Here is a 24,617-nt window from a genome sequence, read left to right on the forward strand (position 1 = left end):
CATGTCAGAGCTATTTCCGGGAGCCGTCGTCGAGCCGGTTGAATTGGCGCAAGTGAAGGGCATGGTCTGTATCAGGACCGCCAGTGTATCCGACGCTGAGAAGCTGTCGGTCTATTTCACCGGCCTGTCCACGACATCGCGCAACAAGCGCTTCATGGGCGCACGCGCCGACCTCGCTTCGGTCGCGGCAGAGTGTTTGGCGAAGACCGATCGTCCTGGTCATTTCACCCTGCTCGCCGAGTTCAGGCAGGAAGGGCAGCACAGCATCATCGGAGAAGCCTATTACACCTATGATGCGGCTACGCGGCACGGCGAGTTTGCCATCTCGATCGCCGATGCGTTCCAGCGCCTGGGCCTCGGCCTGCAGATGATGACGGCGATGGAGACGCGTGCGACCGGCCTCGGCCACGCGACGATCGCCGCCGAGACCGCGCGGACCAATGCCGAGATGCGCGGTCTGGCGAAGAAGGCCGGCTTCAGCGATACCGGGCTCGGAGACTGGCAGTCGGTCCACTTCGCAAAACATCTGGCGCGATAGCGCGCGCGTTGATTTGCCGCGTGCCACGGATCGTGCTCTAGTATCCGGCCGGTGGGGCACCCCATCGGCGGGAGCTTTTGGCGATGCGCGCAGTCCTGGATTATTGCACTGGCGGAACCGAGCGGCAGATCGCGGCCGGCACGCACCTTGTCACCGAAGGCGGCCCCTCCGGTCATCTCTACGTGCTGATGCAAGGCAAGCTCGAGGTGCTCAAGGGCGAGACGGTGGTCGCAACCGTCGCCGAGCCCGGCGCGGTGTTAGGCGAGATGTCCGTGCTGCTCGGCGTGCCCCACACCGCGACGGTCCGGGCCTGCTCCGACACCGTCGTCTACGAGTTCGAGGATGCCGCCGCGCTCCTCAAGCAGACGCCCGAGGTGGCGCTGCTGATCGCAAAGATGCTGGCGCAGCGGCTCAACGTCGCCAACACCTATCTTGCCGATCTCAAGCGGCAATATGCCGGCCACGGCACGCATCTGGCCATGGTCGGCGAGGTCTTGCAGAGCATGATCAACCTGCCGCCGCTTGAGGTCTCGCCAGGCTCGGATCGGCAATCTGATCCAAGGATCTGAGCCAGTCCGGCGGCTCCGCGATATGGTTTGCGGGCCGCTTCAGCGGCGCGGCGAGGTCGATCCATTGCGCCTCGCCCGCCGCCAGCCAGAACGCCTTGCTCGCATCGAGATCGAGCACGATATGCGTCGGCGGCCGGCCCGGCTGCAGGCCGGCGTTGAACACCCAGGTCTGGCCCAGCCGGTCGAACCACGAACCATCCGTAATGAACGGCGACTGGTGCACATGGCCGGAGATCACCATCGACGGCTGATACTGCATGATCCACTGCACCAGCTCGACATCGCCGAAGAAGCGCTTGCCGCCCCAGCTCGTCGGCGAATTCGCCGGCGGCGCATGGTGCGCCCAGATCCAGCGCGGCGGACGATTGACTGCGGCATCGCGTAGTTGCTCGACAATGCGTTGCTTGACCAGCGGCCCGTCCCACCACGGGCATATCGTGAACAGCGTGTCACCGAGGGTGATGTTGTCGCCGTCGCAGGCAACGCCCAGCTCGCGCACCTCCGAGATCCAGCGCGAGATTTTTTCGCCCTCCGCGCTGCGCTCGTCGAGGTCGTGATTGCCGGAGCAGAGGATCACGCGCGTCTTCGCGGCGATCAGCGCGAGGTACTTCTTCACCACCACGATCTGCGCGCGAAAATCCACCATCGAGCCGATGTCGAGCGCATCGCCGGCGAAGATCACGAGATCGAAGTTTGGGGCCGCGCTGACCAGCCAGTCGAGCTGCGGCAGCGAGTAATGCAGGTCGGCCACGACCAGGCAGCGCATGGAAAATCCGTCGGCGAAAGATTGAAAATGTCTGGGAATTCCAAAACGGCATAAAGCAAGAAGCAGACCAGCATGACTGCCCCGTCTCGTCAATCCAATGATGACGAGCTTGCTGCGGCACGTTGCAGCGTGCCGGCCGCCGGACTCGGCAATCGGACTTGGCAACCGGATCTGGCAGGGCTGGACCGGGCAGCCGAATTCTGATGTCGTGACGTGCCTCAACGCGGTGACCGCATGACCTCCTTCAAGACCATTCGTGCCCGTGCCGAGAAACGCAAGGGCGGGCCCAAGGCGCTCGACAAGCTGATGCCGGAAAAGCCCGACCTGAAGGGCCTCGCAAAGCTGGGCGACGATCGCATCCTCGCCGAGATGACGAAGCGGGTGTTTTGCGCGGGCTTCGCCTGGAGCGTGATCGATTCGAAATGGGACGGTTTTGAAGCGGCGTTCCTGCGCTTCCAGCCGGCCAAGCTCAGCTTCCAGCCGGAAGACTATTGGGAAGGCCTGCTGCGCGACGCGCGGATCGTGCGCAACGGCGCCAAGATCATGTCGGTGCGCGACAACGCCGCCTTCGTCCAGGAGATCGCCAGAGAGCACGGCAGTTTCGGCAAGTTTTTGGCGAAGTGGCCGCCGTCCAACGAGATCGGGCTGCTCGATCTCCTGACCAAGCGCGGCAGCCGGCTTGGCGGCAACACCGGACAGATGCTGCTGCGCTTCGTCGGCTGGGATGGCTTTGTCACCTCCAAGGACGTGGTCGCCTGCCTGCGTGATGCCGGCCTCGACATCGCCGAAGAGGTCAAGTCGAAGGGCGATCTCGCCAAGGTGCAGGCGCAGTTCAACGCCTGGGCCGAGGAGACCGGTCTGCCCTACACATATCTGTCGCGGATCTGCGCGCTCTCGGTCGGCGAGAACCGCAGCGAGCATGAGAAAGAATGAGGAAAGCAACGATGGCCAAAGCCTATTGGGTTGCTACCTATCGCGCGATCAAGAATCCCGACGCCATGGCGGCCTACGCCAAACTGTCGCGTCCGGCCATTGAGGCCGCAGGCGGTCGCGTGCTCGCGCGCGGCATGCCGGCTGCCGCTTTCGAGCATGGCCAGATGGAACGCGTCGTCCTCATCGAGTTCGACAGTGTTGCGAGCGCCAAGGCGGCCTATGAAAGTCCGGCCTACAAGGCCGCCCACGATCTGCTCGGCGACGGTGCCGATCGCGACATCAGGATCGTCGAAGCCGCCGATTAGCCCCGGGCGGATCGTGGATATCGTGTGGCAATCCCGTGCCGTGAGCGCGGCGGATGAAACACGCGATCACGATCTACATTTCTCAGGAACATTTGTGCGCAGCACCCGTTCGGAAATTGAGCCAGGCGACACAAGCGCAGGGAACGCTCGCTCCGGCTCAGCTCAATGAAACCCCGACATGTCAGAACGGAGCAGCTCATGAAGCTCACAACCGAACAGGTGAAGCAGACCGTCAACCAGCTCGGCGCGCAGGTGCTGCCCGACGAGCATCCCGCCATGCCCCAGCTTAACAGCATGTTCGGCGAGCACACCTTCTTCGTCGACGAGATGGGCCTCAAGGTCCTCGAGCCGACCCCATCGATCGGGGTGGATCGCCAGAGCGGCGAGGTCGTCAGCCTCGCCGACTGGAGCGATGCGGACCTGACCCGCCTGATGGCGCACGAGCCCGAGCCGACCGGCGTGATCGTGGTGTTCGAGCATGTGAGGCATTGATCGGTCGGGCCAGATCGATTTGCAGCGGTGGCGGGTCTGAAACCCCGTCACCGATAGCTCTTCCGTGCGACGCAAGCTCAGGCCGGTTCAGATGCCGAACGTCAGCTGCGGCTCCGCATCGTCCCCGGTCTGCAGCGCGGACAGCGATACACCGAGCAGCCTGACGCGCTTGGGCAGCGGCATCTCGATCTCGAGCAAGCCGCAGGCCAGCCGCTCCAACTCGTCCCGGCCTGCAACAATCGCTGTGACGGACCTGCTGCGCGTGATGATCTCGAAGTCGGCGAACTTGATCTTGAGGGTGACGGTGCGGCCGCGGTTGCCGGTCGTCTCGCAATGGCGCCAGACCTTGTCGACGAGCGGTTTCAACTCGGTGGCCAGCGCGTCGAAATCGGCAAGGTCGGTCGAGAACGTGGTCTCCGCGCCGATCGATTTGCGGATCCGGTTGGCGCGAACCGGCCGTTCGTCGACGCCGCGCGAGATCCAGTAGTAGTACGCGCCCGACTTGCCGAAATTCGCGTTCATGAATTCCAGCGACTGATTGCGGATGTCGAGGCCGGTGAACAGGCCGAGCGCGTTCATCTTCGCAGCCGTCGCCGGGCCGATCCCGTGGAACTTGCCGACGGGCAACGTCTCGACGAAAGCAGGTCCCATCTCCGGCGAGATCACGAACTGGCCATTCGGCTTGCGATGATCGGAGGCGAGCTTTGCCAGAAACTTGTTGTAGGAGATGCCCGCCGAGGCATTGAGGCCGGTCTCGGCCTTGATCTTCTCGCGGATCCGCAAGGCGACGTCGCGTGCCAGCGGAATGCCCTGCAGGTTCTCCGTCACGTCGAGATAGGCTTCATCCAGCGACAGCGGCTCGATGATCGGCGTGTGCTCGGCGAAGATATCGCGGATCTGCCTGGAGATCGCCTTGTAGATTTCGAAGCGCGGCTTGACGAAGATCAGGTCGGGACATTGCCGCTTCGCCGTCACCGACGGCATCGCGGAGCGAACGCCGAACTTGCGGGCCTCATAGCTGGCGGCCGCGACGACGCCGCGTTCGGCAGAGCCTCCGACCGCGACCGGCTTGCCGCGCAGTTCCGGATTGTCGCGCTGTTCCACCGACGCATAGAAGGCATCCATGTCGATATGGATGATCTTGCGGACGGGCGAGGCCTCGCCAGTCACCGTGCCGGATTCGCTCATGGAAAGATGATACAATCCCGCCGGGAGAAGCGCGAGGTGATGGATGCTTCGATTGTCGGTCTTCGCCGTCGCCGTGGTCGGCATCGATCCGTCAATGCGGCCATCTGGCGTTTGAATTGAGGCGTTCAGTCTGGAGTTCATCAAAGAACGATCTCGGGCTTGTGAGTGGCAAGCCTAGGTATGCGATCCCATATCAACGTGGGGAGAACAGTCTATGCAATACAGCTCCGAACTCATTCAGGCCATGCGCCAGGCACTCGAGACCGTGATGGCAAGCGTGCCGGCCCATCAGTCGGTGTTCGGCTTGAAAGCCGCGGTCGCCGAATACATCCTCCACGCCGCCGCGCACGGCCAGACGTCCTACGACGGACTGGTGGCATCCGCCTCCGACCAGATCCAGACGATCATCTCGATGCTGACGTGAGGGGATGGGCACTATAGCTTCGCCGTGGCGCGGCACAGTCTCGTTCGCCGAAGAAATCACGTCGGAGAGCCGTTTGACACGCCACGGCTTGTTTCCTCGGCCGCCTGTGCGAGCCAGTTGACCAGGATTTGGGTGTTGCGGTCGCCGATGAGGTCCGGGCTCCAACGTGCGATGTGGACCTTGGTCGAGAGTACGTCGGGCGCTGTTGCAAGCGCAGGGACAAGACGTCCGTCGCTGATTGCATCTGCGACGAGGAGGGAGCGGCCGATGGCGATCCCGGCCCTCTACGGCGGCCGTCAGGCAAAGGCCGATGTTTCCCAAGAGAAGACCGCGTGGCTCGGCGCGCTCGACGCCAAGATTCCGGAACCAATAGGCCCAATCCCATTCACCCGCTGGGGCATGACCTTTCTGGATTAACGGGAGGTCGCGCAGCGCTGCTGGTGTCGACAGCGGCCTACCGCGCGGTAGTATCGACGGAGCGCAGACGGGAAAGACTCGTTCTCGAAAAAGCGGCGCTTGCAACGAGGTGGCGCGGGCCTCTGCCAGAGTGGTCCACAATATCCGCACGTCCAGTGACGGATCGCCGACAGCGTCGGACTCGACGGGCATGAAATCGATGTCGATGTCCGAGTGGAGCGCGCGAAAGTCTCTCAGCCGGCGAACCAACCACCATGCGGCCAACGAAGAGCTGGCACCCAATCGGAGCGTCTGTCGGTCCGGTCGACGACGCAAGCTCGGCTCGAGGCCCGCTATCCCGTCTAGCAGGGGTGCAAGTTCGCCCTGCAATTTTGCGCCGTCGTCGCTGAGTTCGACCCCGGGATTAAGTCTTTTCAAAAGCTGCACGCCGAAAAAGTCTTCAAGACGACGGACCTGATGACTCACTGCACTCTGTGTCACACCCAGTTCGTCGGCCGCGCGTGTAAACGAGCGGTGGCGCGCGACCGCGTCGAATGCAATGAGCGGGCGGAAGGGTGGCAGGCGTCGGGTCATCGGGGCCGGTTCTCCAGGTCGCATGATATAGATTCATGCCGTTTTGAGGAACGATCATTCGCGTTTGCCGGAGGTGGTAAGGCATGACTATGGCATGCCAAACGCGTTTTCGACAAACCGGACACCTGCGTCTCAGCCCCCAGCGGATAGAACGGTCGAGCAGACCACCGTGGCTTCGCGGCCCTCTGGTGATGTGCTGTCTGCGCTGATCGCCGCGTGTGTGAGCGGTTTCCTGTTTCAATTCGATCTGACCGCGCTATCGGCGGCGTTGCCGGATATTGCATCCAGTCTTTCCGCGCGGGTTGCGGAGCAAGCCTGGGTCATCGACGTCTACAGCCTGGCGTTGATCTTCGCGCTTCCGATGGCGGGCCCGGTCGCCGACCGGTACGGACGACGGCGCGCGTTCATGACCGGCACTACTCTCTTCGCCTTGGCGTCGATACTGTGCGCGACCGCGACGACCCTCTTCAGTCTTTTGGCTTGGCGCGTGTTGCAAGGGATTTCCGGCGCCGCGCTGACGGCCTCCGCATCGGCACTCCTCGCGGCCGCTTATCCCGGTCCTCGCAGGGCCTGGGCGTTCGGCATATGGGGGACGGTCATCGGCGCGTCGATGGTGGCAGGGCCGCCGCTTGGCGCGCTCATTGCGGCGGTGTTGGGATGGTCGTGGGTGTTTTGGATCAACGTACCAATTTGCGCCGCGTTGATGCTTCTGATCGGTCGAACCGCAAGCGACCAAGCCCCGTCTGGGACGTATGCTCCACTGGACTGGGCCGGGCCGGCGACACTTGCGCTGTGCGTCGGGTCGTTCGCGTTTCTGATGCTCGCGGGTCATGGACCAGCAGAAGCGGACGCTATCTCAATGCCAGTCGTACTTGGCGGGTGTGCCACCACCTTGGCGCTCTTCATCCGGGTCGAGCGGCGGCACGTCGCGCCCGCGTTTGACTTTGCGCTGTTTGGCTCGTCGCGATTTGTCGCGATGTGCCTTGTCTCCATCGCAGGCTCGATCGGATTCTGGGCCCTTCTCGTCCACTTGCCGCAAATGGCGCGAGGACCGATGGCGCTGAGCCCCGCTGCTACGGGCTTTTTGCTGACCGCCTTGACGGTGCCCATGTTCCTGCTGCCATCCGTTGGGGCGAAGCTGGCCACGAAGCTGCCGGCGTGCTGGTACTTCGGTGGTGGGCTTGGAATGGTGGGCGGAGCGGATCTACTGCTCGCGCTTGCGGCCCGCGACCTCGCCGCGCCACTGGCCATCTGGGCTGTCGTCGGCGCGCTTCTGATCGGCGGTAGCGGTTGCGCGGTGTTCAATGCGCAGATAACGGCCGCGGCGGTCTCGGCTGTGCCGCCTGATCGTGCGGCGACAGCATCGGCAATCTGCGTGACGATGCGACAGATCGGCTTCGCGTTCGGGATCGCGCTGATCGGCGCCCTGCTGCAGCGCAACGATCACTACGCCTACACAACGGCGTTCGCCGTGGTCGCGGCGTGTACGCTTGGTCTCGCCGCTTTTGCATTTGCTCTGCTGAGTCGCTCCGAGAGATGAATACGGCCCGCCGTATGAAAGGCGATAGCCGGCGTGGGTCGTTCGCAGCGGCTGTACCGCCCGCAAGCTGCCGTGGATTTGCGTCAGCGTTTGTCCTGGGGCTCGCGGATCAGCCTGTCCTGTCGGTGGACAGCATGAACCATGCGGCATTCGAGGGTTCAGTGTGGCGTTGATGCGTGAGCCGGCAGCGATATCGTGCAACATCGCGGAATGGCGCGCCATTCAGAACAAAGTTGCGAACCTATATGCTATTGAAATGACTAAATAAGTCACGTCCGATCATCTGTTCGGTGACGCGCGCGCAATGAGCGTAGTGACACGCGCACGGTTGGCGCTCATCGGGTGGCGGCACGAACAGCCGGCGATGACCAAAGCTTCTCCGGCGGGCTCGCATGCGCGGACCCGCCCATGAACTTGCTTAACCATTCGTCGGTGATGATGTCTTCATGATTCGCGATAGGACAATGCAGTGAGCAATGTTATTTGCTTCCCCATTCGCTCGTTGATTTTAGCCGACGAGCACGAGATCGATTTGTTGACGGCCGTTGATGTTGCCATTCGCGATCTCCGGGAAATTTCCGAGAGAAGTAGCGGACCCGTGCGAGTTCAGGTTCGTGAATGCCTGCTTATGCTCGAAAAGACGTTTGCCGCCGCCGGGGGGCAGATCTGGCCGGTCGTCGGGGCATGAAACGCACTGGATGATGGCGCCTCCGGCGCCGCACAGGATTGCGATCCGTTGCTCTCTCTTGGGGCTTGATAGCTTTGTAGCTGTCCAGAAGCAGCAGTCGTAAGTCACCGGATCCGCCGCCGATGCCATCGCGGAGATCACGGGCGCGACGCAAACTCTCCATGTGGTCTCAACCCATCATCTATCTTTGTCATCGGCTGTGCCCTGCGTGGGACGCAGGCGGGCATCGACAACCACCACGTCAAACCTGTGATCGATGAATTCGTAAGCGCGCAGTTCGGGTGACATTCATTGGCACTCCCGAACTGCTGCTACGGGCTGTTTCCATCGCGCGCATTTCGCGCACTTGGCAGGCCACATGCGCAAATCTGACCAAAAACGCGTATCCGTTTCCGACCAATACTACCTTAGGAATGATATATCAGATATCAATTATTGACATAATAGCATCACTAGTTACTATACAAGAATGACACTTGGGATTCCTGTGTTCCTCCTCCGCGGGGCCGGCCGATGATCACTGCAACTCAATTGCGAGCGGCCAGAGTGCTGCTCGGCATTGATCAGCGCCGGCTCGCGGAACTGTCAGGGCTTTCGGTGCCAACCATCCAGCGTATGGAGGCAAGTGAGGCAATGGTTCGGGGCAACGTCGATTCGTTGGTAAAGCTGATTGCAGCTCTCGACGCTGCCGGCATCGAGCTGATCGATGAAGGCGCGGTCAGCAGCGGCGAGGGACGCGGCGTCCGGCTGAAAATCAATCACGGATCGGCAAAGACCTGTCTGGACGATCAGATAGGAAACAAGGCACCAGGTCGACCGAGGGCGCGTGCGTGATGTCGGCCGTCGTTCTGCAGATGGCGTGTGCTGGCGGATTGCTCGGATTGGCAGTTCTGGCGATCGTTCTGAGCCAGTCGAGGATATCCACTACCGTCATTTACGTCGCGACGCTGGCCGTGTCCGCGACTGCATCGATTGGGTCCGTCCGCTGGCTGCTCGGTGACGCGGCGAACGCCAGTGATCTGATCCTGCCGATCGGATTGCCGTGGCTTGGCGCCCATTTCCGCCTGGATGCATTGGCTTCGTTCTTCCTTGTTGTCGTCAATCTCGGAGGCGCATCAGCAAGCCTGTATGGCCTCGGCTATGGCCGTCACGAGCCCGCGCCGCACCGCGTGCTCCCCTTCTTCCCTGCCTTTCTGGCCGGCATGAATCTTGTGGTGCTGTCCGACGATGCGTTTTCCTACCTGCTTTGCTGGGAATTCATGTCGCTTGCATCCTGGGCGCTCGTCATGGCCCACCATCGTGAAACAGGCAACGCCAGGGCAGGATATGTCTATCTGGTGATGGCGAGCTTTGGAACGCTCTCGCTACTGCTGGCCTTCGGCTTGCTGGCGGGACCGGCCGGAGACTACGGATTTGCGGCCATTCGCGCCGCCCAGCATACGCCCTATGTGGCCACACTGGTGTTGGTCCTGATGTTGCTCGGAGCTGGGTCGAAGGCCGGACTAGTGCCGTTGCACGTCTGGCTGCCGCTCGCTCATCCCGCGGCACCGAGTCACGTTTCGGCGCTGATGAGCGGCGTCATGACCAAGGTCGCCATCTACGGTTTCATCCGTGTCATATTCGATCTTTTGGGACAGCCGGCCTGGCCCGCGAGCGTAGTCGTCCTTTTCCTCGGAGGCATCACTGCCGTCATGGGGATCCTGTACGCCATGATGGAAAAGGATCTCAAGCGCCTGCTGGCCTTCAGCACGATTGAAAATGTCGGCGTCATTTTCGCAAGCCTCGGGCTTGCGATGGCCTTCCAGGCCAATGGCCTGAAGTTATTGGCAGCACTCGCCTTCACGGCAGCGCTCTTTCACATTCTCAACCACTCGTTCTTCAAGAGCCTGCTGTTCTTCGGGGCCGGCGCCGTCCTGACGTCGACGGGAGAGCGGGACATGGACAAACTAGGCGGCCTCATTCATCGCATGCCGTTCACAAGCTTCGCCGTTCTCGTCGGCTGCGTCGCGATCTCGGCGCTTCCGCCGTTCAACGGTTTCGTTTCGGAATGGCTCATATTCCAGGCCGTGCTGCAAAGTCCGGAGCTTCCGCAATGGGCGCTGAAGATCATGGTGCCTGCGGTCGGAGCTTTATTGGCCCTGGCTGCCGCGCTGGCCGCGGCCTGTTTCGTCAAAGCCTACGGCGTGACTTTTCTCGGACGACCGCGCGGCATGGAAGCAGAGGCCGCACACGAAGTCGACCGGTCCTCGCTTTCGGCAATGTTCATCCTCGCCGCACTTTGCTTGCTCGCCGGAATCCTGCCGGGACCGGTGATCGATGCGCTTTCGCCGGTCACGATTCAGATTCTCGGCGGCCGCATGCCGATCCAAGCCAATGAGCCCTGGTTTTCGATCGTACCGATTGCGGAGAGCCGCAGTTCTTACAACGGATTGCTGGTGATGGTGTTCATCACAATATCCGCCTCGCTCGCCGTCTTTTTCATTCATCGTTTTGCCTCTCATGCGTTGCGGCGCGGGCCGGCCTGGGGCTGCGGCTTTTCCGATCCGGCTCCTGCGGCGCAGTATTCCGGCGTAAGCTTCGCTCAGCCCATTCGCCGCGTTTTTGGCACGCTCGTGTTCCACGCCCGCGATCATGTCGAGATGCCTGCCCCTGGAGATATCCGGCCGGCGCGGCTCAGGATCGAATTGCATGATCTGATCTGGGAGAGAATGTATGAGCCGATCGCAGATGCGGTTGGCTTTTCTTCCGAACGGCTCAATCGCCTGCAGTTCCTGACCATCCGGCGCTATCTCAGTCTCGTCTTTGCCACCCTCGTCACGCTGCTGCTGGTGCTCGCGATATGGTCGTGATCTCAGACATCATTGTGCAGGGTGTGCAGATGGCCCTGGTGCTTCTGCTCGCCCCGCTGCTGACCGGCTTCGTGCGCAAGATCAAGGCCCGGCTGGTGCGTCGTCAGGGAGCTTCGGTTTTTCAACCGTACCGCGATCTCCTGCGATTGCTCCGCAAGGAAGTGGTGTTGGCGGAAAACGCCTCGTGGCTGTTCCGCGTGACACCTTATGTGACCTTCGCTGCGATCTGGGTTGCGGCGGCCCTGGTGCCGACCTTCGCGACGGGCCTGCAGTTCAACTGGACCGCCGATCTGATTGCCATCGTCGCACTGCTGGGAAGCGCACGCTTCTTTCTCGCGCTGGCAGGGATGGACGTCGGGACCAGTTTCGGAGGGATCGGCTCCAGCCGCGAAGTCATGATCGCGGCGCTGGCCGAGCCGGCGATGCTCCTGATCGTCTTTTGCATGGCGCTTGTTGCCGGGTCGACCCAGCTCTCGACGGTCGCAAATTTCATGGCCTCGTCGTATGTCGGCCTCCGGGTATCGCTGGGAATGGCCGTCATTGCGCTGATCATGGTGGCTCTCGCCGAGAACGCGCGAATCCCGGTCGACAACCCGGCCACGCACCTGGAGCTCACCATGGTGCATGAGGCGATGGTTCTCGAATATTCGGGACGCCATCTTGCGATGATCGAGTTCGGCGCATTTCTCAAGCTGTTGCTCTATATCTCGTTGATCGCCTGCGTGTTCCTGCCCTGGAAGATAGCGGTCTTCGGCACTGGAGCGCTGTCATATGCGGTCGGCGCCGTTGCCTACGTCGTCAAGCTTGCGGCTGCCGGCTTTTTCCTCGCGCTGTTCGAGACCGCCACGGCGAAAATGCGAGTGTTCCGCGTTCCTCAATTTCTAGGTGCTGCACTCATGCTGGGCTTACTCGGGACGCTGCTGCTGTTCGTATCGAGGAGCTTCTAATGCAGATGCAAAGCCTCTCCTTCGACATCTCACATACGCTCGCCGGCGGATTGGTCCTGATCAGCTTCATGATGCTTTACCAGGATCGACTTTATTCGCTGCTTAACGTCTTTGCACTCCATGCGCTTGTGCTCGCGCTCTCGGTCGCCTGGCAGGCCTTCGTCCAGCACGCGCCTCATCTCTACGTCACCGCGGCAATCGCCCTTGTCTTCAAGGCGATCGTCATTCCGGTCGCGCTCCACCGCATCGTCAAGCAGCTCGGAATTCATCGCGATATCGAGTCGGCTGTCGGTATCGGCCCGACCATGCTGGCCGGGATGGGGCTGGTCGCCCTCTCCATGGTCTTGATGCTGCGGGTGACCGCCGAGGCCGATCCGCTGGCGCGTGAGGATCTCGCCTTCGCCTTGTCGGTCGTGCTGCTTGGGCTTCTGGTTATGGTGACGCGTCGCAACGCCGTCAGTCAGGTCGTGGGATTCATGTCGCTGGAGAACGGACTGGTGCTGGCGGCCACCGGCGCCAAGGGCATGCCGCTCGTCGTCGAGATCAGTGTGGCCTTCTCGATCCTGATCGCCTTCATCGTCATCGGCATCTTCCTGTTTCGAATCCGCGAGCGCTTCGATTCCGTGGACGTGTCCGCGCTCGACGACTTCCGGGGCGAGCGGCGATGAGCGTGCCTTCCTTCGATCCGGTGACGGCCGTTCTGCTGATTCCGATCTGTTCGGCGGCGTTGCTGGCCGCCATGCCCGGCTACCGGCTGACGGCGCGGCTAAATGTCGTTGCGAGCCTGACGACATTTCTTTCGGCGCTCTCGCTGTTCGTGATCGAGCGTCCGCAGCCCGGGCCGTACGTGCTGATCGACGATCTGAACATCGTCTTCATCGTGCTCAGTACCTTCGTGGGTTTCACGACCAGCATCTTCAGTGCGAGCTATATTGCGCACGAACTCGAAACCGGCCGGTTGACCCCGGTCTACCTGCGTTTCTACCACGCCATGTATCAGACCATGATGTTCGGCATGAACCTCGCTTTCGTGTCGAACAATATCGGCTTGATGTGGGTCGCGCTGGAAATCGCGACCCTGACGACGGTACTGATGGTCGGCATCTATCGCACGCACGCGGCTTTGGAAGCGGCCTGGAAATACTTCATCTTGGGCAGTGTTGGAATTGCCTTCGCCTTGTTCGGCACGATCCTGGTCTATATGGCGGCGCGGCCGGTTGTTGGCGAGGGCCAGGATGGCATGGTCTGGACGCTCCTGATTCAGCATGCGTCGAGCTTCGATCCTCCTCTGCTCAATGCCGCCTTCGTGTTCCTGTTTCTCGGGTACGGGACAAAGGTCGGCCTCGCGCCGCTGCATGCCTGGCTCCCCGACGCCCACGCCGAAGGTCCCACGCCGATATCGGCGGTGCTGTCGGGCCTGCTCCTGAACGTCGCGCTCTATGCGCTTCTCCGCTTCAAGATGTTGCTGGCGGCCAATCCAGCAGCGATCGCTCCCGGCCCTCTGATGGTGACGATGGGCCTGCTCTCGCTCATCTTCGCAGCGTTCATGCTGTACCGCCGGCGCGACATCAAGCGCCTATTCGCCTATTCCTCGATCGAACACATGGGCATCATCGTTTTTGCGTTCGGAATGGGCGGCCCGCTCGCCAATTTTGCCGGGCTTCTGCATATGGTGATGCACAGCCTGACCAAGTCAGCGATCTTCTACGCCGTCGGCCATATCTCGCAGATCAAGGGCACCCAGAGGATCGCCAGGATCCGAGGCCTGACGGTGACCCATCCGGCGCTTGGCTGGGGTCTCGTCGTGGGTGTCGTCGCGATCGCCGGACTTCCGCCTCTCGGAATTTTCATGAGCGAGTTCCTCGTCGTGAGCTCGACCTTCGCACGGCAACCGCTGCTCGCGGTCGCGCTCGTCTTCGGGCTGTTGCTCGCCTTCGGTGCATTGACATTGCGCCTGACAAGCGTCGCATTCGGCGAGCCCCGTGGCGGTACGGCGTCGGCCGGGGCTTCTTATGTACCGATGTTTGCGCATCTCTCGCTGGTTCTGGGCGCGGGAATCTATCTTCCCGCGCCGCTCGTCACCTGGTTCCAACATGTGGCTCGCCTGCTTGGATAGTTTAGGGAAGAAGCGGATATGCCGTCGCTGATCGATCTGATGCTGGAGGGACCCAGGATCCAGCAACACGGCCCGTGGCCGCGCGCCGTGGTCGATGTCGACGTGTGGGAATTTGCCGCGAGCGAGCTGGCGCACGGACGGTGGAGTCTGCTCGGCCTTTGGGGCGAACCCTCAACGGTACACATGGCGATCATGGACGGAGATACGGCGGAGATCGCGATCGTCAGCCTCGATTGCCCGGGCCGCCTCTATCCCTCGGTCAGCAAGCACCACCCGCCGGCGCTGCGACTGGAACGCACGATCCACGATCTGTTTGGATTGTCAGCCGAAGGCCTGACCGATACCCGCGCGTGGCTCGATCACAACCGTTGGAGCGAACGTTTCCCATTGGGAGATCGCATCAAAGCGCTGTCGAAAGTTGCGCCCTATCCCTTCCTGGCGGCGGAAGGCGATGGCCTGCACCAGATTGCGGTCGGTCCGGTGCATGCGGGCATCATTGAGCCCGGACATTTCCGCTTCATCGCCAGCGGCGAGACTGTGGTGCGGCTGGAGCAGCGGCTTGGATATGTCCACAAGGGGATCGAGGGGCTGATGATCGGCGCCAGCCTCGAACGGGCCGTCCAGCTCGCAGGGCGCGTGTCGGGCGACAGCACCGTCGCCTATGCTTACGCGTTCTCGCGGGCCGCCGAAGCGGCTCTGGAACTCGTCGTGCCCGATCGCGCGGCGTTTCTGCGTGCCCTGCTCGCGGAACTCGAGCGCCTCGCCAACCATCTCGGCGACATCGGCGCCATCTGCAACGACGCCTCCTTCGCGCTGATGCACGCGCATTGCAGCGTGTTGCGCGAGAGCGTGCTGCGCGCATCCCACAACGCCTTCGGCCACCGGCTGATGCGGGACATCATCGTGCCCGGCGGCGTGACCCGCGACATCAGCGATCAGGGAGCAGAGACCATCCGGGCGACGCTGGACAATATCCGCCTGCGCTTTCCCGCCTTGGTCGAACTGTACGACAACACCGCATCGCTGCAGGATCGCACCGTCGATACCGGCGTGCTCAAACCCGCGCTGGCGAGGCAATATGCCGCCGGAGGCTACGTCGGCCGCGCGTCGGGCCGCGCCTTCGACGCCCGCAAAGCCCTTGCCTATCCGCCGTATGACAGCTTGCGCTTCGAGGTGCCGGTCCTCAATGAGGGCGACGTCAACGCACGCGTCTGGATCCGGATACGTGAGGTCGAGCAGTCCCTGTCGCTGATCGACCAGATATTGAACCGGCTTCCCGAAGGGCCGATGGGCACGCATGCCGCGCATCGGCGGGAGCCGCGGGAAGGCATGGCTGTTGTCGAGGGATTCCGCGGTGACGTTCTGGTTTGGCTGCGCCTGCGGGATGGCCAGGTCGAGCGATGCCACCTGCGCGACCCATCGTGGTTTCAATGGCCGCTGCTCGAGGCCGTGATCGAGAACAACATCGTCGCGGATTTTCCGCTCTGTAACAAGTCGTTCAACTGCTCCTATTCAGGCCACGATCTCTAGGGACCATGCGAGATGCGAAAGCTGCTTTTTGAAAGCCTGTTTCGCCGGCCGTTCACCGAGCAGGCGCCTTCGCCGGACGATGCCGCGATGACCGAACTCGCCACGGCCGTCGATCGCGCCGCACGACGGCAGCTCGGCCGGAGTCTCTCGATACGTGAAGTCGACGCGGGATCCTGCAATGGATGCGAGCTCGAGATTCATGCGCTCAACAACGCCTACTACGACGTCGAGCGCTTCGGCATCCGGTTTGTTGCTTCACCGCGCCACGCCGACGTGCTCATGGTCACGGGACCTGTCACCAAAAATATGCGCGACGCATTGGAGCGTACCTTCCTCGCGATGCCCGATCCAAAATGGGTCGTCGTCGTTGGCGATTGCGCCCGCGATGGTGGGTGTTTCGCTGGAAGCTACGCGGTCGTCGGCGGCGTCTCGAAGGTCGTTCCCGTCGACCTTCATATTCCTGGCTGCCCGCCGTCACCCACTGCGATCTTGCAGGGACTTTTATCCCTCCTCGATCGGGCGGCCACGACAGCCGCGTCCCCTTGAGGGGGCACCCAGATCGCACCGGCATGCCATTTCGGCGCCCGCAATCAGGCAAAGCCCGAAGCCAGCACCAATGTAGCCAGCGTTTTCGTCGATCGACCGAACTTTCCGCGGGCTATCGTGCCTTTGTCATCGCTGCGCGCGACCCGCTCGCCTTCGGCTGTCGGGTACGAATCACCTTCGGACTGCCGACATGCTCTCTGAGCCGGACCCCTCGACCGCCCGCCGTACTCGTTGCTCCTGGCCCAATAAGCTCGATGCCCGCGCCCTCCAGGGCTGCAACGAGCTTCATGAGGGAATCCACGTTTCCACGGATCACGCCCTCGCTTCCCTCCATCCGCTGGATGGTAGGAACCGAGAGGTCCGCGAGTTCGGCCGTTTCGCGCTGATCGATATTAAGGAGAGCCCTTGCGGCCCGAAGTTGATTCGATGTGATCATCGGGGGCGATCAATCCTCCTGGAGCTGCGAGCAACTTATACGATCTAAATCGGTGCCTCAAGCATCAAACTTTATGCGCAGCATATCACGGGATGCCAATTTCGCTGCGTCGGCGAACGAGACTGATGGATCAAGCGCGACAACGGGTTGTCACCGATCGTGCCGGACGGCAACGATCGTCTGCGCGCCTAACCTTCGATAATCAGCATAACAAAAGATACATGAAGCATGTATTTTTTGATCCAAAATATCGTTTTAGAGGTTCGGCAAAATGCTGCTGCTCGGCAGGTTTGAGGGCAAGAACGGACTGATTGAGGTTGTCGAGTGTTCGCGCGACGGTACCCGCGTCTATTTCGAGGAGGGCGTGCGGCAGAGTCAGGCCACACCGAGCGGTGAGAGCGTCTTCACATACGTCAAGATCATGGAGGCGTTTCTGGAGCAGGCTGAGGACGTCCTGATACTCGGCTGCGGCGGTGGGAATCTCGCAACACGTCTGACGCGGCTCGGCAAGCGCACGACCGTCGTCGACGTCAATCCCCTGTCGTTCGTGATCGCGCGCAGGTTTTTCGGGCTGCCTGACGACATTCCCTGCATCACGTCGGACTTTCGTAGCTACGTGCGCGATTGTCGTAGCACTTTCGATGCAATCGCCATCGATGTCGGCGGTCCCGGATTTTCCTTCGCGACCGAATTCGACCAATGGACCTGTGATGCGATTCGGGCCCGGTTGGCACCCGGGGGGTGCATGGTGATGAATGCTTTGGTCGCGCATGACATCGACTCGATCGCCGACCGGATTGCGGCTGGACTTTCCGGATCGGAGCTCAATTCGTGGATCGTCGATGAGCCCGGCGTCGCAGAACGTAACGCCATCATCGCCTGCCTCCCCGGGAAAGTGCCGGCTATGCGCCCCGCTTTGATGCGCGTCCTGAGATCGACCGATGAAAAATGGGTCGTCCGGAGGTCTCGCCTGCGCAAGCACGACCTCGCGTTGCGTCGATCCCCATAAACGAACAGAGAGAAGTTTGGATCGCCGGTGCTGGAATCGTGTCTTCCAGCGCGGGCAAACAGATCGACAACGTGAATGTTCATGGTTTTGTAGGCAACTGGCGCACCACGGCCGATGAAGATGGGCACGATTGCTTCGCCGTGGCGCTATGATGGCGCGGCCGGTGAAGCGATCTAGTCGGCCAATCTGCGACGGTCTACGATCGCATTACGCCTCGCAGGCGATCGTCTCCCGATTTCGCAGGGTCGTCCGGTTACCCTTTGATTGCGGCCCTCTCGATCAATCCCTGGATCGACGTGATGGGCCACCAACGGACGCACGGTTCGCCCCTCTAATAAGGCACCGACCCGGGCAAGCGACAAATGTCGTCGTCCCCGAGGGCCGAGCTTCAGGGGGCAATTGGCTCCAATCCTTTGCTCCGGATTGCAGCGGAGGCAGCCGGCGAGCGCAGGAATGCGATCAATTGCTCGGCGGCCGTTGGCTGCTTGGCATTGGCGCTGAGGCCAATGCTGAAGGTGGTGTAGTTCTGCAGCTCGTCCGGAAGCAACCCTGCGAGGGCGACGCCCTCGACCCCGATGATGTTCGGGACGGTGATCACAGTCAGCTCCGCTTCCCCACGCGCGACGGCCTCTACCGGGCTCTGCCCTTCGACGGCCAGAAGCTTCGGCTCGATCTCGCCCTTGATTCCGAGGCGATCGAGCAGATGAAGCAAATAGCTTCCGCTCGCGCTATCGCGCGAATAGGAGATTGTTCTCGCCGCGAGCAGCGTTCGCTTCAAGTCCTGGATAGAGGCGACCCGAGGTTTGGGCGCGCCCGCGCGGATCGCCACACCGGCGGCCGTGCGGGCGATGTCAGCACGCGTGCCCACGGCCATCTTTCCCAGCCTCGTAAGATCATCGACCGCTGCCGGCAATAGGATGGCGGCGTCGAATATCTCGCCCGCTTCGATCTGCCGCTTGAGCACCGGCACGCCCTCAAAGGTGAGCACCAGCGTATGGCCGGTTGCGCGTGTAAACGCTGGCGCAAGGTCACCAAGTGCGCCCTTCATGGTCGGAGTGCTGAAAACGGAGACTTCGGCGGCACCGCCGGTGGCGGCGCTCATCGCCACGACCAGAGCTGCAACGACTGCGATGCGAATGCCTGCCATCACCGCCTCCTGCGTTTCGAGCGGGTCCAGACCGAGAGTCTAGGCCCCCGGAGCTGGAATCAGCGCCAAAATAGGAGTATCTACAAGGTCGATTATTCGACAGGCTGGTAGCCATTTAGGTACGTCGACGCATGCGCTGGGCGGATAGGGTCGGGCGACTTCTCAAGCCTCGCGACCTCCACGTCTTCATGATCGTGGTCGAGGAGGGCAGCATGGCGAAAGCCGCCGAGCGCCTGGCGATTTCACGGCCGGTGATCTCGTGCACTATCACCAATCTCGAACACGTGCTTGGGGTGGCGCTACTCGACCGCACCGCGCGCGGTATCGAGCCGACGCTGTTCGGCACGGCGTTGCTCAGGCGCGGCACCGCGGTTTTCGACGAGCTTCGGCAAAGCGTCGAGGAGATCGCGTTTCTCACCGATCCCCAGGCCGGCGAGCTGCGCATAGCCTGCACTGAGGTGTGGGCCGCCGGGCTCGTGCCGGCAGCGATCGAGCGACTGTCAAAACGACTTCCGCGTCTGCGCGTCAGGCTGGAGCAAGGCACCGCGCTCCATCAGTTCAATCTGCTCCGGGAGCGTCGATGCGAAATCGTGATCTCGCGACTGTTGACGGAGACGCCTGACTCCGACATCGAAATGCAACCGCTGTTCTGCGAGCCACTGGTCGTGGTCGCCGGCCCGCAAAGTTCCTGGTCACGCCGCCGCAAGCTGACGCTGTCAGAACTCGTCGACGCGCCGTGGATCCTGTCGACGCTGGAAGCGGAACCCGGCTCGCCTTTCGTCGAAGCATTCCGTGCCGCGAAGCTGCCGGTCCCCACAGCAACGATCTTCAGCAACTCGCTACACTTGCGCATCAGCCTGCTCGCCAGCGGTCGCTATCTCACTCTCGTGCCTGGCTCGGCGCTGCGCTTCGGCCCCGGGGCCGATCTGCTCAAGGCGTTGCCCGTCGCATTGCCGCGCTGGCATCTGCCGACGGGGATTTTCACCCTGAAGGGCCGAATGCTGAGCCCGGTGGCGCAGGTGTTCGCCGATTGCGTTCGCGACGTTGCCAAGCCGCTTGCCCGCAACGAACGAGCACCATGACGAGCCCACTTTATTACGGGTGACAGTGCACTCAATACGATAATTTGACGGGTCTATTAGAGGAATCGGCCAATTTTGGCGTCGATAGCGCATATCGAAATTGGCGCACCCGACACGATTCGAACGTGTGACCTTTGCCTTCGGAGGGCAACGCTCTATCCAGCTGAGCTACGGGTGCTAGTCGAGGCTTCATTTAACCGATTGGCGCGGGGTCGGCAACCTCGGCTTTACCTGGCCCCGGACGCCCGGTATCGCCCAATTCCTGGTCTGATGCCTCGCTCTTCAGTCCTGTAGGGCGGCCGGCCCCGAGATCTCGCCGGAATCATTCACGAACATCAACGGGCCTGCCCGCGAGGTTGCGAACACGGCCGCGGTGAGCGGGCCACCAAAGCAGGCGCCGGTATCCAGGTTCAGTCGGTTGGCTCGCAGGTCGGGTGTCCCGGTCCGGAGCGGCGTATGGCCATGGACAACGAAAAGCCCGTGGTCGTGGTCCGACGACAGGAAGGGTTCCCGGATCCAGAGCAAGTCTCGCTCGGTCTGCGACGCCAGCGGCACGTCCGGCCGTAGTCCGGCATGGACGAAGACTCGTCCATGCTCGACTTTCATCAGCGGAAGCGCGCGTATCCAGTCGAGATGCTCGCTCGGCAGATCGGCGGGATCGTCGATCCCGTAACTGTCGAGCGTCTGCTCGCCGCCGTTTCCCCACCAATTCATGAGGTCCCGGTCGGTGCGCTCCATATCGGCCGCGCGAAGCAGCATCTCCTCATGGTTGCCCCGGAGGCAAACGAAGGATTGGCGCTGTTTCCCCTCGCCGCCGACGAGAAAATCCATCACCTCGCGGCTTTGGGGGCCCCTGTCGATGTAGTCTCCGACAAGGACGAACTGGGCGCTTCGCTCGCCGCGAATCTCGTCGCACGCGGCGAGCAGCGACGTCAGCTTGTCAAAGCAGCCGTGGACGTCGCCGATCGCGAAGGTGAGCAATTCGTGCTCGGGAAACAGCAAAGCCAGGTTTCTCCCGCGTGCCAGCTTAGATGGTGAGACCCTTTGGCGTGCCTTTGAACTTGATCCGCTCCGGAGGCACGCCGACCTTCTCGAGCGATTCGATGACTCGTTGTTTCAGCGTCTTGCCGCTCTTGTCCTCGCGGTCGCGCTGATCCGCGGTGAAATCATAGACGAGCAACCCGACATTGGCACTGCTCACGTTGAGCTTGGCCCCGTCCGCAACAGCCCGGGTCGCAGCAGCCACACTGCGACGCCCGTCGCTCCATTTCGCCATGTCGGCCAGATTCTCCGCAACGCATCGATAGCTGTCATGGATCTCCATTTTGTGAAGGTCGATCACCGTTCGATAGTCTTTGATTTGTCCAGCAATCTTGCCGTTTTCCAGCTCGGGATTGCTGAACGTCTTGGCCTCCCAGAACACCAGATCGACGCCTCTCGCCGTCGTTTCGAAGTTCGCAAGGTCCATGCGCGGAAGGTTCCGCTCGACGTCGGGGATGCCGGAGGCGTTGATCGCAATCTCGACGTCCACGACGGAGTTATTGGCCGTCGCGATCTCGTGGACGCCTTCCTTCTCCTGGCCGGAATAGAGCGATGCTGCCCTCTTGAGCTTCTCCAGGGTCTTTGCGCCCTCGTAGTCGCGCGTCAGCATTCTTGGCTCGGCGTTGCCGAAGGCGAACTTCCCCTCGACGAGTGAAACCTGATCCTTCAAATCAGGGTTCAGCAGATATTTCTCGTGCGTCGAGGCTTTCACTTTCCCGCCCGCGAATGACACTTTGAAGATGGATTGCCCCTGCCAATAGACGTTCAAGTACTCATCCCTGATGCCGATGACGAGCGTCGGATCGGCGAGAACGTCTTTCCACCAGCCATCCTGCTGCGCCAGTGTCTCGAGTGCCTTGCGAAATTCGTTGCCACGGATGCCACGTTTGAAGCTCATCTCATACCTCCCACCATTCGCCATCGCTGCGTCGCGTGACGTTGTCAAAAAACTTGGAGAAACTGTCGCCTTCGAATGTGTGAACGGGCACCAGCCTGCCCGGCCGTATTGCGTTCGCGAGCCGCTTGAGATCCAGGATGCTGGCGTGGCCCGAAGTATGGATGATCTCGATGGGAACGCCGCGTGCCGCGAGATCCGCCTTCAGCCGGGCGCCGGGACCATCCTTTAGATATCCGTCCCATTGCGACCAGATCGCTCGGGTGCCTGTCCAGAGATTTGCGCTCTTCACATCGTCGGCCATTGCCGGACGAAACAGCATCACCGTGCGATCGGCGATCTCGGTGATGCGCTCGCGGTAGATCCGCGCGGATTTGTACGGCTCCAGCAGGTCGAAGCGCTTGTTCCTCGCGATCTGCCGCCGCTGATATTCCGGCACATAGACCGACAAATTGGGCCAGCCGACGTTCGGCAAACGCTCGTTGCCGGTGGCCCGCAATATCTCCATCGCGTAGAGGTCCAGCAGCAGCGTCCGGCCACTGCGTTTGCAGGCGCGATAGATGCTGACGATGCGATCGATGTTCTGCGCGGACGCCGAGAGAATGACGAAGCCCGGCTGCGTGAAGCGCTCCGCCAGCCTCGCCTCGATCTCGTCCTCGGTCGGGAATTGCGTGTGCTCGTCGAGACGGCCGAGGCTCGATCCCTCCATCAGCATCGTGTCGATACCGCGGGGCGGATGGCCGACGAATCGTTCGAACAGAGCGCCCTTGCGACCGTGCGCACGGATATCGCCGCTGTAGAACAGGCGCCGGCCGGCCGCCTCGATCAGCAGCGCATAGGCATCATAGGCCGAGTGATCGACGAGATAGGGCGTGATGCTGAACGGACCGATCTGGAAGGTCCGGCGATCTTCCAGCTCGAATGAAACATTTGGCACGAAGCCGTTGGGCACGAAAGGCGCCGCCGCGCGCATGATCCGCGCGGTCGCAGCGCCCAGGGCGAGGGGGACGTCGGGTCTGCACAGGGGGAGCAGACCCCAATGATCGCCGTGCCCGTGCGACAGAACGATCGCACGCAGCGCCGGATCTTCGACGCGAAGCCCGGCTACCGAGGGGAGAAGATCGTCGGATGCGCCGTCGGCATCGAGCGGAAGTCCGAGGTCGAGCAGGATTCGCTCGCCCGCAGCCTCGAGCTCGATGCAGGTGCCACCGATCTGCTGCGTTCCGCGGTGGACACGTCCGCGAAACGAACCCGCTGCTTCGGTCATCAGCGGTTGGTCTTGGCGGCCGGGCCGGGGTCGGCCGTCACCCGCGACCAGGCGATGGCGTTCTTGGCGGAGGGGAGGGCAATGCGGGATGGGCAGGGAATTTTCAAAGCGAATACGACTCCAGGCAACGACTTATCTATATTCAAATGAGCGCCCGAGAAATTGCGGCTTTTCGAGAAGAAATTGTGCGTGTTGTCCCGACGCAACATCGCCTGTCGGTGGGGCCGAACGCAATAGAACCTTCGGCGGGATGAATGTCAGCCTCGGCTGGATCGGCGATTGGCGATGGCTGGAATCCCGGGCGGGCCGCGGTCGGCGCGCGCGAACTCCGCGAGCACCCGTTCGGCGCAGATGACGCGGTTGCGGCCGAGCCGCTTGGCCGCATAGAGGGCCTCGTCGGCGGCACCCAGCAGCCGGTCGGGATTGCCGTCGGCCTCAGTGGGAATATGGCTGGCGACGCCGACGCTGAGCGTGACGTGGTGGCCGGCGCCCTCGGCGCCATGGGCGATCCGCAAGGCCATAACGGCGGTGCGGATCTCCTCGGCGACGGCGCAGGCGTCATCGCAATTCATCTCCGGCAGGATCAGCGCGAACTCCTCGCCGCCATAGCGACTGGCGAGGTCGAGCGGGCGCACGGCATGGTGGCTGACGACGCCGGCGACCGCGCGCAGGCACTCGTCGCCGGTCTGGTGGCCGTGCCGGTCGTTGAACAGCTTGAAATGATCGACGTCGACGAACAGCAGCGCCATCGGCTTCTGCGTCCGCTGGGCGCGGGCCCATTCCGCCAGCAGCATCTGGTCGAAGGAGCGGCGGTTCGACAGGCCGGTCAGCCCGTCCTTGGTGGCGAGCTCCTTCAGCGCCATCTCGGCGCGCTTCTGGTCGGTGAGATCGCGCAGCGTCTCGACCACGGCGATCAGATGGCCGGCCTCGTCGTGGATCGGGCCGGCGTCGATGGCGAGATAGAGCTGGTTGCCGAGCTTCGGCATCACGCACCAGTTCTCCGCGGAAAAGCCGAGCCCGTTATGGCCGCGCGCGGCATATTCCGAATAATATTCCGGCAACTGCTCCGGGCGGTCGCGCGCGACCAGGTCGGCAAGGCATGGGCGCCTGGTCTCGTAGAAGGCCTGCCAGTGTTTTGTCGTGCCGATCACCTCGGAGGCCGCCACGCCCGTCAGGCGTTCGCACGCGCGATTCCAGATCACGACGCGACGCTTGGGGTCGATCACGAAGGTCGGCACCACCAGATGCTGCATCAGCCGCACCGCATAGGAGTCCGCGACGTCGACCGTCTTGGCTGACGGCTTCACTGGCTTCGCCAT

At 62.2% G+C, this 24,617-nt stretch carries 26 protein-coding genes, 1 tRNA gene and 1 pseudogene; 17 read left to right on the plus strand and 11 right to left on the minus strand.

The features are described 5' to 3' along the window. Position 1 precedes the first annotated feature (1 nt). Complete coding sequence (locus tag RAD16_RS00155; RefSeq protein WP_458155873.1) at positions 2-538, plus strand: N-acetyltransferase family protein; 537 nt, start codon at positions 2-4, stop codon at positions 536-538. An 83-nt stretch (positions 539-621) separates the two neighbouring features. Continuing rightward, positions 622-1,107 (plus strand): Crp/Fnr family transcriptional regulator, encoded by a 486-nt coding sequence (locus RAD16_RS00160; protein WP_458155874.1) that lies wholly within the window; start codon positions 622-624, stop codon positions 1,105-1,107. On the opposite strand, the gene RAD16_RS00165 is transcribed toward RAD16_RS00160, so the two are convergent. After that, positions 1,046-1,873: a metallophosphoesterase family protein gene (locus RAD16_RS00165; RefSeq protein ID WP_458155875.1), complete on the minus strand. Its 828-nt coding sequence runs from the start codon at positions 1,871-1,873 to the stop codon at positions 1,046-1,048. The two genes, RAD16_RS00160 and RAD16_RS00165, sit on opposite strands and share 62 nt — an antisense overlap. Before the next feature lie 234 nt (positions 1,874-2,107). On the opposite strand from RAD16_RS00165, the gene RAD16_RS00170 reads away from it, so the two are divergent. From RAD16_RS00170 to RAD16_RS00180, 3 genes are all read left to right on the plus strand, one after another. Further along, positions 2,108-2,806 (plus strand): DNA-3-methyladenine glycosylase I, encoded by a 699-nt coding sequence (locus tag RAD16_RS00170; RefSeq protein ID WP_458155876.1) that lies wholly within the window; start codon positions 2,108-2,110, stop codon positions 2,804-2,806. Positions 2,807-2,817: 11 nt separating this feature from the next. Beyond that, complete coding sequence (locus tag RAD16_RS00175; RefSeq protein WP_211395198.1) at positions 2,818-3,111, plus strand: DUF1330 domain-containing protein; 294 nt, start codon at positions 2,818-2,820, stop codon at positions 3,109-3,111. Between the two features lie 198 nt (positions 3,112-3,309). After that, positions 3,310-3,603, plus strand: a complete 294-nt coding sequence (locus RAD16_RS00180; RefSeq protein ID WP_458155877.1) for a hypothetical protein — start codon at positions 3,310-3,312, stop codon at positions 3,601-3,603. 87 nt (positions 3,604-3,690) lie between these two features. Here RAD16_RS00180 and dinB read toward each other — a convergent pair whose 3' ends face one another. Next, a complete protein-coding gene (dinB, locus tag RAD16_RS00185) occupies positions 3,691-4,791 on the minus strand; it encodes a DNA polymerase IV (protein ID WP_458155878.1) in 1,101 nt (366 codons plus the stop codon). A 214-nt stretch (positions 4,792-5,005) separates the two neighbouring features. Between dinB and RAD16_RS00190 the strand changes: the two genes are divergently transcribed. Beyond that, positions 5,006-5,215, plus strand: coding sequence for a hypothetical protein (locus RAD16_RS00190; protein WP_458155879.1), 210 nt, complete (start codon positions 5,006-5,008; stop codon positions 5,213-5,215). 339 nt (positions 5,216-5,554) lie between these two features. On the opposite strand, the pseudogene RAD16_RS00195 reads toward RAD16_RS00190, so the two are convergent. Then, positions 5,555-6,229, minus strand: a pseudogene (locus RAD16_RS00195) (LysR family transcriptional regulator); the annotation flags it as partial. Positions 6,230-6,374: 145 nt separating this feature from the next. Between RAD16_RS00195 and RAD16_RS00200 the strand changes: the two are divergent. The 9 genes from RAD16_RS00200 to RAD16_RS00240 all read left to right on the plus strand — a co-directional run bounded on the left by RAD16_RS00200 (position 6,375) and on the right by RAD16_RS00240 (position 16,421). Continuing rightward, on the plus strand, positions 6,375-7,745 hold the full coding sequence (locus tag RAD16_RS00200; RefSeq protein WP_458155880.1) for an MFS transporter: 1,371 nt from the start codon (positions 6,375-6,377) through the stop codon (positions 7,743-7,745). Positions 7,746-8,214: 469 nt separating this feature from the next. Next, positions 8,215-8,433, plus strand: a complete 219-nt coding sequence (locus RAD16_RS00205) for a hypothetical protein (protein ID WP_458155881.1) — start codon at positions 8,215-8,217, stop codon at positions 8,431-8,433. A 513-nt stretch (positions 8,434-8,946) separates the two neighbouring features. After that, on the plus strand, positions 8,947-9,267 hold the full coding sequence (locus RAD16_RS00210; protein WP_458155882.1) for a helix-turn-helix domain-containing protein: 321 nt from the start codon (positions 8,947-8,949) through the stop codon (positions 9,265-9,267). Then, positions 9,267-11,282, plus strand: coding sequence for a hydrogenase 4 subunit B (gene hyfB, locus RAD16_RS00215; protein WP_458155883.1), 2,016 nt, complete (start codon positions 9,267-9,269; stop codon positions 11,280-11,282). The genes RAD16_RS00210 and hyfB overlap by 1 nt, the downstream gene beginning before the upstream one ends. After that, complete coding sequence (locus RAD16_RS00220; protein WP_458155884.1) at positions 11,273-12,229, plus strand: respiratory chain complex I subunit 1 family protein; 957 nt, start codon at positions 11,273-11,275, stop codon at positions 12,227-12,229. Before hyfB ends, RAD16_RS00220 begins: the two co-directional genes overlap by 10 nt. A gap of 5 nt (positions 12,230-12,234) precedes the next feature. Next, positions 12,235-12,897: a hydrogenase-4 component E gene (locus RAD16_RS00225; protein WP_458156411.1), complete on the plus strand. Its 663-nt coding sequence runs from the start codon at positions 12,235-12,237 to the stop codon at positions 12,895-12,897. Continuing rightward, positions 12,894-14,345 carry a hydrogenase 4 subunit F gene (locus RAD16_RS00230; protein ID WP_458155885.1) on the plus strand — a complete coding sequence of 484 codons (1,452 nt, stop codon included), beginning with the start codon at positions 12,894-12,896 and terminating at the stop codon, positions 14,343-14,345. Before RAD16_RS00225 ends, RAD16_RS00230 begins: the two co-directional genes overlap by 4 nt. An 18-nt stretch (positions 14,346-14,363) precedes the next feature. Further along, a complete protein-coding gene (locus tag RAD16_RS00235; protein WP_458155886.1) occupies positions 14,364-15,875 on the plus strand; it encodes a hydrogenase large subunit in 1,512 nt (503 codons plus the stop codon). Positions 15,876-15,887: 12 nt separating this feature from the next. Then, positions 15,888-16,421 (plus strand): NADH-quinone oxidoreductase subunit B family protein, encoded by a 534-nt coding sequence (locus RAD16_RS00240; RefSeq protein ID WP_458155887.1) that lies wholly within the window; start codon positions 15,888-15,890, stop codon positions 16,419-16,421. A gap of 112 nt (positions 16,422-16,533) precedes the next feature. Here the strand turns inward: RAD16_RS00240 and RAD16_RS00245 are convergent, their stop codons facing one another. Continuing rightward, positions 16,534-16,857, minus strand: a complete 324-nt coding sequence (locus tag RAD16_RS00245) for a helix-turn-helix domain-containing protein (protein ID WP_458155888.1) — start codon at positions 16,855-16,857, stop codon at positions 16,534-16,536. A 271-nt stretch (positions 16,858-17,128) separates the two neighbouring features. Between RAD16_RS00245 and RAD16_RS00250 the strand changes: the two genes are divergently transcribed. Beyond that, positions 17,129-17,866 carry a spermidine synthase gene (locus RAD16_RS00250; protein ID WP_458155889.1) on the plus strand — a complete coding sequence of 246 codons (738 nt, stop codon included), beginning with the start codon at positions 17,129-17,131 and terminating at the stop codon, positions 17,864-17,866. A 388-nt stretch (positions 17,867-18,254) separates the two neighbouring features. Here the strand turns inward: RAD16_RS00250 and RAD16_RS00255 are convergent, their stop codons facing one another. Next, positions 18,255-19,013, minus strand: coding sequence for a molybdate ABC transporter substrate-binding protein (locus RAD16_RS00255; RefSeq protein WP_458155890.1), 759 nt, complete (start codon positions 19,011-19,013; stop codon positions 18,255-18,257). A 131-nt stretch (positions 19,014-19,144) separates the two neighbouring features. Here RAD16_RS00255 and RAD16_RS00260 point away from each other — a divergent pair, with 131 nt between their 5' ends. After that, on the plus strand, positions 19,145-20,095 hold the full coding sequence (locus RAD16_RS00260) for a LysR family transcriptional regulator (RefSeq protein ID WP_458155891.1): 951 nt from the start codon (positions 19,145-19,147) through the stop codon (positions 20,093-20,095). A gap of 101 nt (positions 20,096-20,196) precedes the next feature. On the opposite strand, the gene RAD16_RS00265 is transcribed toward RAD16_RS00260, so the two are convergent. From RAD16_RS00265 to RAD16_RS00290, 6 genes are all read right to left on the minus strand, one after another. Beyond that, a tRNA-Arg gene (locus RAD16_RS00265) sits at positions 20,197-20,273 on the minus strand. A 104-nt stretch (positions 20,274-20,377) separates the two neighbouring features. After that, entirely contained in the window at positions 20,378-21,097 is a 720-nt protein-coding gene (locus RAD16_RS00270; RefSeq protein ID WP_458155892.1) for a metallophosphoesterase family protein, read from the minus strand. Positions 21,098-21,122: 25 nt separating this feature from the next. Then, positions 21,123-22,034, minus strand: coding sequence for a hypothetical protein (locus RAD16_RS00275; protein ID WP_458155893.1), 912 nt, complete (start codon positions 22,032-22,034; stop codon positions 21,123-21,125). 1 nt (position 22,035) lies between these two features. After that, positions 22,036-23,199 (minus strand): MBL fold metallo-hydrolase, encoded by a 1,164-nt coding sequence (locus RAD16_RS00280; RefSeq protein WP_458156412.1) that lies wholly within the window; start codon positions 23,197-23,199, stop codon positions 22,036-22,038. Positions 23,200-23,297: 98 nt separating this feature from the next. Next, positions 23,298-23,507, minus strand: a complete 210-nt coding sequence (locus RAD16_RS00285) for a hypothetical protein (RefSeq protein ID WP_458155894.1) — start codon at positions 23,505-23,507, stop codon at positions 23,298-23,300. A 48-nt stretch (positions 23,508-23,555) separates the two neighbouring features. Next, a complete protein-coding gene (locus tag RAD16_RS00290; protein WP_458155895.1) occupies positions 23,556-24,617 on the minus strand; it encodes a sensor domain-containing diguanylate cyclase in 1,062 nt (353 codons plus the stop codon).

The organism is Bradyrhizobium sp. 18BD, assembly GCF_054185225.1.

What these genes read in the sequence shown, in the direction of transcription:
- RAD16_RS00220 (WP_458155884.1), top strand. Translation starts at nt 11,273, where the DNA reads ATGGTCGTGATCTCAGACATCATTGTGCAGGGTGTGCAGATGGCCCTG.
- RAD16_RS00175 (WP_211395198.1), top strand. Translation starts at nt 2,818, where the DNA reads ATGGCCAAAGCCTATTGGGTTGCTACCTATCGCGCGATCAAGAATCCC.
- RAD16_RS00155 (WP_458155873.1), top strand. Translation starts at nt 2, where the DNA reads ATGTCAGAGCTATTTCCGGGAGCCGTCGTCGAGCCGGTTGAATTGGCG.
- dinB (WP_458155878.1), bottom strand. Translation starts at nt 4,791, where the DNA reads ATGAGCGAATCCGGCACGGTGACTGGCGAGGCCTCGCCCGTCCGCAAG.
- RAD16_RS00230 (WP_458155885.1), top strand. Translation starts at nt 12,894, where the DNA reads ATGAGCGTGCCTTCCTTCGATCCGGTGACGGCCGTTCTGCTGATTCCG.
- RAD16_RS00290 (WP_458155895.1), bottom strand. Translation starts at nt 24,617, where the DNA reads ATGGCGAAGCCAGTGAAGCCGTCAGCCAAGACGGTCGACGTCGCGGAC.
- RAD16_RS00250 (WP_458155889.1), top strand. Translation starts at nt 17,129, where the DNA reads ATGCTGCTGCTCGGCAGGTTTGAGGGCAAGAACGGACTGATTGAGGTT.
- RAD16_RS00235 (WP_458155886.1), top strand. Translation starts at nt 14,364, where the DNA reads ATGCCGTCGCTGATCGATCTGATGCTGGAGGGACCCAGGATCCAGCAA.
- RAD16_RS00180 (WP_458155877.1), top strand. Translation starts at nt 3,310, where the DNA reads ATGAAGCTCACAACCGAACAGGTGAAGCAGACCGTCAACCAGCTCGGC.
- RAD16_RS00245 (WP_458155888.1), bottom strand. Translation starts at nt 16,857, where the DNA reads ATGATCACATCGAATCAACTTCGGGCCGCAAGGGCTCTCCTTAATATC.
- RAD16_RS00240 (WP_458155887.1), top strand. Translation starts at nt 15,888, where the DNA reads ATGCGAAAGCTGCTTTTTGAAAGCCTGTTTCGCCGGCCGTTCACCGAG.
- RAD16_RS00260 (WP_458155891.1), top strand. Translation starts at nt 19,145, where the DNA reads ATGCGCTGGGCGGATAGGGTCGGGCGACTTCTCAAGCCTCGCGACCTC.
- RAD16_RS00210 (WP_458155882.1), top strand. Translation starts at nt 8,947, where the DNA reads ATGATCACTGCAACTCAATTGCGAGCGGCCAGAGTGCTGCTCGGCATT.
- RAD16_RS00255 (WP_458155890.1), bottom strand. Translation starts at nt 19,013, where the DNA reads ATGGCAGGCATTCGCATCGCAGTCGTTGCAGCTCTGGTCGTGGCGATG.
- RAD16_RS00275 (WP_458155893.1), bottom strand. Translation starts at nt 22,034, where the DNA reads ATGAGCTTCAAACGTGGCATCCGTGGCAACGAATTTCGCAAGGCACTC.
- RAD16_RS00190 (WP_458155879.1), top strand. Translation starts at nt 5,006, where the DNA reads ATGCAATACAGCTCCGAACTCATTCAGGCCATGCGCCAGGCACTCGAG.
- RAD16_RS00165 (WP_458155875.1), bottom strand. Translation starts at nt 1,873, where the DNA reads ATGCGCTGCCTGGTCGTGGCCGACCTGCATTACTCGCTGCCGCAGCTC.
- RAD16_RS00170 (WP_458155876.1), top strand. Translation starts at nt 2,108, where the DNA reads ATGACCTCCTTCAAGACCATTCGTGCCCGTGCCGAGAAACGCAAGGGC.
- RAD16_RS00160 (WP_458155874.1), top strand. Translation starts at nt 622, where the DNA reads ATGCGCGCAGTCCTGGATTATTGCACTGGCGGAACCGAGCGGCAGATC.
- RAD16_RS00225 (WP_458156411.1), top strand. Translation starts at nt 12,235, where the DNA reads ATGCAAAGCCTCTCCTTCGACATCTCACATACGCTCGCCGGCGGATTG.
- RAD16_RS00285 (WP_458155894.1), bottom strand. Translation starts at nt 23,507, where the DNA reads ATGTTGCGTCGGGACAACACGCACAATTTCTTCTCGAAAAGCCGCAAT.
- hyfB (WP_458155883.1), top strand. Translation starts at nt 9,267, where the DNA reads ATGTCGGCCGTCGTTCTGCAGATGGCGTGTGCTGGCGGATTGCTCGGA.